This is a genomic window from Paenibacillus sp. GbtcB18 (assembly GCF_019091125.1).
GTDB lineage: Bacteria > Bacillota > Bacilli > Paenibacillales > NBRC-103111 > Paenibacillus_F > Paenibacillus_F chitinolyticus.
The window spans coordinates 1-985 of the sequence record NZ_JAGXJX010000031.1; the positions used below are offsets into that span (position 1 = coordinate 1).

A 985-nucleotide genomic window follows, 5' to 3' on the forward strand; every position below is an offset into this window, starting at 1 on the left:
TCTACCACTTTATTTAATATTTATTCTCAATTGAGATGATGAAGCAGTTTGGCAATGATAGAGTAGAAAATTTAGTTGTAAATGAGTCAGTATAGTCATAGGTGGAAGGTTGTTTACATTTAAGCTTGAAACATGTAGATGATAATTAAATGTTTTGAGGAAAGATGTTTTTAGTAGGTTATGTGGTTGAAAAGTAACTTCTTACTTTATTGTACAAAGAATGATGAGATAAATAAAACAAAATGAATCGGAATCTTTTTGAAAAATTCTTCTTATTTTAATTGTTCATTTATTGGACATATATTGAAGCGTAAACTGTTTCGCGAGGAGTTAGGGAAAAAGAAATAACTCAGCTTCTTTCGTAAAATTAAAGTATTAAAAAATCCCCTATCCAGCGTAAGATTACTTGATAGGGGATTTTTTTAATGGGTGTAGGGCGTTATGTATATTGCTGTTCAGTGTTTCGAAAAATGTACGTAATTTAGAACTTAAATGATTGTTTTGATGGATAAATAGTTTTTCAGCAACGAGTAGTTCACCATGTATACCAAAACATTGCATGTGTACGGAAATTTCTTCGTTATTTTCATGAATGGTTGGGAAAACGTAATGGAATGCTGAGCTTGGAATCATGTACTCTTTGATCGTATAAGTGTCAGAATCGCAATTTGGCGTATGCTTTATGTAAATCTTTACACTGTCTTTTGTGACGATAAATTCTAACATGGTGCATTTTATAAGGTTAGGATTGAAAGCATTGGATTCTTGTAAATATAAATTAAAATTGGTTCTGTCGGAAATGGATTCAATGTTTGTAAGCGTAATGTCTTGATTAGTGTGAGTGCTCATTTTGTTCTCCTTAATATAGATAGTAAGAAAATAGTTTTGTGAAATGGGATAATACTTTAAATAGGATTTATTTCTATTCATTAATGTATCAAACGTTTCTCTCAAAAATCTCTCAAGGTATTTTTTATAAAATAAG

The 985-nt window shown here is 29.9% G+C and carries 1 protein-coding gene; it reads right to left on the reverse strand.

All coding sequences use genetic code 11. The annotated features are described in order from the left end of the window. Positions 1-402: 402 nt before the first annotated feature. On the reverse strand, positions 403-985 hold a 583-nt coding region (locus tag KVT34_RS29105; protein ID WP_254635226.1), incomplete at its 5' end, for a DUF3978 family protein.